This is a genomic window from Coprobacter sp., from assembly GCF_982436375.1.
Genome location: NZ_CEWDCG010000223.1, coordinates 1 through 4435, shown reverse-complemented (window position 1 = coordinate 4435; position 4435 = coordinate 1). Strand labels below are relative to the sequence as shown.

Here is a 4435-nt window from a genome sequence, read left to right as displayed (position 1 = left end):
ATGAAATTTATTGTATCAAGCACAGCTTTATTATCTCATTTGCAAGCGATCAGTCGAGTGATAAATACAAAAAACTCTATGGCTATTCTTGATAATTTTTTATTTCGGCTCGAAGGTAATTCATTGACCATGACAGCATCGGATCAAGAAACCACTATGACTACCACAATAGAAGTTTTGGAAGCCGAAGGGCAAGGGTTATTTGCTGTTTCTGCAAAAATTTTGTTGGAGCCGTTAAAAGAATTGCCCGATCAGCCTTTGACATTTGAGATCAATGATGAGAATTTGGAGATATTTTTGTATTTTCAAAATGGTAAGTATAATTTTATTGGTGTGAATGGCGATGAGTATCCTCAAAAATCTCCGTTGAGTGATACGGCAAAAACATTTTCTATCAGTTCACAGGTATTGTTGAATGGAATTAATCGCACGATATTTGCTACGGCTGATGATGAATTGCGTCCGATAATGAATGGTATCTGTATGGATATTCATCCTGAGGATATTGTTTTTGTAGCTTCAGATAGTCATAAGTTGGTTCGTTGTAAAAATGATTCGGTACAATCCGGAATCCAGGCATCGTTTATTCTTCCCAAAAAACCGGCAAATCTTTTAAAAAATATTTTACCCAAAGAAGCCGGAGATGTAACGGTCTCTTTTGATGATAAGAATGCATGCTTTACATTATCGAATTTTGTTTTGAATTGTCGTCTTATTGAAGGCCGTTACCCTAATTACGCATCGGTAATACCTCAAAATAATCCCAATAGATTGATTATCGACAGGGCTTTATTTACAAATGTATTGCGTCGTGTATCCGTATTTTCTAATCAGGCGAGTAATTTGGTGAAATTGCAGTTGAGTGAAAATCAGATTGTCGTTTCTGCTCAAGATATAGATTTTTCTACATCGGCAGAAGAAAGCATTTCTTGCAGTTATTCAGGAGACTCTATGGGTATCGGTTTTAAATCGGTATATCTTATTGAGATATTAAATAATATCTCTTCTCAGGAAGTCTCTATAGAACTTTCTGATCCTTCGCGTGCGGGGCTTATTTTGCCAATAGAGAATCAGGCTAATGAAGATTTGTTGATGTTACTGATGCCTATGATGTTGACCGATTTTTAAACAAATAAGAAATTAAATGCAGCTGAATCTTAAAAATCCGATTGTTTTTTTTGATTTGGAAACAACCGGAGTTAATATTGCCACCGATAGAATTGTCGAAATAAGTTATTTAAAAGTATATCCTAACGGTAAAGAAGAGTGTAAAACATTGCGGATTAATCCGGGAATACCTATTCCTCCTGAATCGACGGCCGTTCATGGAATAAGTGATGCTGATGTTGCAAATTGTCCGACATTTAAAGAAGTTGCAAAAACGATTGCTCGTGAAATTGAGGGGTGCGATTTGGCTGGTTATAATTCGAACCGTTTCGATATACCTCTTTTGGTCGAAGAGCTATTGCGTGCAGGGGTCGATATTGATCTTTCAAAGCGAAAGATGATCGATGTACAGACTATTTTCCATAAAATGGAGCAACGTACGTTGTCAGCAGCTTATAAGTTCTATTGTGATAAAGATTTAAATGATGCTCATACGGCAGAGGCTGATACACGGGCTACTTATGAAGTTTTGAAGTCACAACTTGATCGTTATGAGAATTTACCTAATGATGTAGCTGCACTTGCAGAATTTTCGACTCATAATAAAAATGTCGATTTTGCCGGTCGTATAGTGTATAACGATAAAGGTGAGGAGGTCTTTAATTTTGGAAAATATAAAGGACGTTCTGTTGCCGAAGTTTTTAAAACGGATATCGGATATTATGGCTGGATGATGCAAGGTGATTTTACTTTGAATACTAAAAATGTGATTACTAGCATCAAATTGAGAGCCTTTAATAAATAAGATTGTTAAGCCCGGTATTTTTTTCTACCAATAATTGGCGTGAAGAGAATATTGGGGCTTTTTATATAAGATTTTTTCTGATAAAGATTGCTTTGGAGATGAGAGGGAAAAAAATTATATTGGGTATAACCGGAAGTATTGCAGCATATAAAGCCGCATATTTGGTGCGTGCATTTATAAAGAAAGGAGCAGAAGTTCAGGTCGTGATAACACCGGCGGGAAAGGAGTTCATTACACCGGTTACATTGTCGGCATTAACAGGTAAACCGGTAGTAAGTGAATTTTTTACGGCAAATGACGGTACTTGGCATAGCCATGTCGATTTGGGGTTATGGGCTGATGCGATGGTTATTGCACCGGCAACGGCAAGCACGATCGGAAAGATGGCAAATGGAATTGCCGACAATATGCTGATAACGACTTATCTTTCTGCGAAAGCTCCTGTATTTATCGCTCCAGCTATGGATCTTGATATGTTTGCTCATCCGTCCACTCAGCATAATCTTGATTTACTACGTTTGTATGGTAATCATATAATAGAACCCGGAGTTGGAGAATTAGCAAGTCATCTTGAAGGGAAAGGTCGGATGGAAGAACCGGATAAGATTGTTGCAATTATTGAAAACTTTTTTTCTGTCCAGCAAGAGTTGGCAGGAAAAAAAATTATAATAACTGCCGGGCCAACATATGAAAAGATCGATCCTGTACGTTTTATAGGTAACTACTCTTCTGGAAAGATGGGTTTTGCTTTAGCCGAAGAGTGTGCAGCAAGGGGGGCAGAAGTTACTTTGATAGCAGGTCCGGTCTCTTTAAAAGCATATCATTCTTCGATCCGTAGAATTGATGTTGAATCTGCTCGGGAAATGTATGATGTCGCATTAAGAGAATATCCCGGTGCTGATGCTGCGATAATGTGTGCGGCCGTTGCCGATTATGCTCCAGATCATTGTAGTGATATAAAGATAAAACGTTCGGGAGATGATATAGTCTTACGTTTGCAGCCAAATCCGGACATTGCGGCTGCTTTAGGAAAGATAAAGCGTCAGAATCAAGTGTTGGCGGGTTTTGCTTTGGAGACTGATAATGAAGAAGAGCATGCACGGTTGAAGATGAAGCGGAAGAATTTAGATTTTATTGTTTTGAATTCATTGAAGGATGCCGGAGCAGGATTTCGGTGCGATACGAATAAAGTTACGATATTAACAAGAGACGGGGAAAAAATTCCGTTTGAAGTTAAGCCTAAAAAAGAAGTGGCATCCGATATAATATCGGTTTTATCCGGATATATGAAATAACAGGAGAATAAAGAATGAAACGAGTATCTTTTTTTATCATGTGTTTTTTACTTTTGTCGTCTTTTTTGTCGGCACAAGAATTAAATTGTCGGGTACAAGTCAACAGCGATAAAATACAAGGTACCAATAAGCAGGTTTTTACTACGTTAGAACAAGCTATTTCGGAATATATTAATAATCGGAAATGGAGTAATGCTCAAATTTCTAATAACGAGCGTATCGAATGTACTTTTTTGTTTACAGTAAATGAAGTGGAAGATAATCGGTATAAATGCGATTTGCAAGTGCAATCGAGACGTCCGGTTTATAATGCGTCCTATTCTACGGCAATGCTTAATTTTAGGGATACGGAATTTGAATTTAATTATCAAGAGTATGAACCTTTGGTATATAATGAAAATACATTAGAGAGCAATCTTACTGCAGTGATAGATTTTTATGTGTATATGATTCTGGGATTGGATTTTGACAGTTTCTCTCCCGAAGGAGGAACGGTATTTTTCCAAAAGGCGGAAAAAATTGTAGCGATGGGACAATCTTCTATGGAAATCGGATGGAAAGCTTTTGAGAGTAATCGTAATCGTCATGCTTTAATGTCGGCTTTTATTGAACCTCGAACTGCATTATTCCGCCAATTGTGGTACACATATCATCGGAAAGGCCTGGACGAGATGACTGTCAGTGCGGATAAGGGGCGAGCTAAAATAACAGAGGCTATCAATCAATTGAAAGAGGTTCGTTCCGAATCTTCTACTTCGGTGGTATTGCCTATATTCAGCGACAGCAAGTTGGATGAAGTAATTAATATATATTCTAAAGCCCCACAGCAAGAAAAAGAAGATATTTATAAAATTTTGATTGGTATATATCCTACCGAAAACAGTCGTTTGAAAGCAATTCGCGAGGAAAGTCGCTAATAGAATAACTATGATTCGAAAATTGTCTATTCGCAATTATGCACTCATTGATGCATTAGATATTGATTTTTATTCCGGTTTTTCAGTTGTTACGGGAGAAACAGGGGCTGGTAAATCAATTATTTTAGGAGCTCTTTCTCTTCTATTGGGGCAAAGGGCAGATAGTAAAGCTGTAAAATCTGGGGCGACAAAGGCGGTTATCGAAGGCTTCTTCGATATTTCTGCCTATTCATTACGATCGCTTTTTGAATATAATGATTTGGAATATGATCCTGAAAATTGTATTTTAAGACGTGAGATGCAGGCGTCAG

The 4435-nt window shown here is 37.5% G+C and carries 5 protein-coding genes; all 5 read left to right on the top strand.

Going from position 1 to position 4435, the window contains the following annotated elements:
• Positions 1-1128, top strand: coding sequence for a DNA polymerase III subunit beta (dnaN, locus tag AC1WHX_RS10735; protein ID WP_009319231.1), 1128 nt, complete (start codon positions 1-3; stop codon positions 1126-1128).
• 16 nt (positions 1129-1144) lie between these two features.
• Complete coding sequence (locus AC1WHX_RS10730) at positions 1145-1912, top strand: 3'-5' exonuclease (RefSeq protein WP_009319232.1); 768 nt, start codon at positions 1145-1147, stop codon at positions 1910-1912.
• A 98-nt stretch (positions 1913-2010) separates the two neighbouring features.
• Complete coding sequence (coaBC, locus tag AC1WHX_RS10725) at positions 2011-3207, top strand: bifunctional phosphopantothenoylcysteine decarboxylase/phosphopantothenate--cysteine ligase CoaBC (protein ID WP_122337352.1); 1197 nt, start codon at positions 2011-2013, stop codon at positions 3205-3207.
• Between the two features lie 14 nt (positions 3208-3221).
• Positions 3222-4124 (top strand): type IX secretion system protein PorD, encoded by a 903-nt coding sequence (gene porD, locus AC1WHX_RS10720; RefSeq protein ID WP_122337340.1) that lies wholly within the window; start codon positions 3222-3224, stop codon positions 4122-4124.
• Between the two features lie 10 nt (positions 4125-4134).
• Positions 4135-4435, top strand: a 301-nt coding sequence (locus tag AC1WHX_RS10715) for an AAA family ATPase (RefSeq protein WP_481229326.1), incomplete at its 3' end; no start/stop codon positions are given.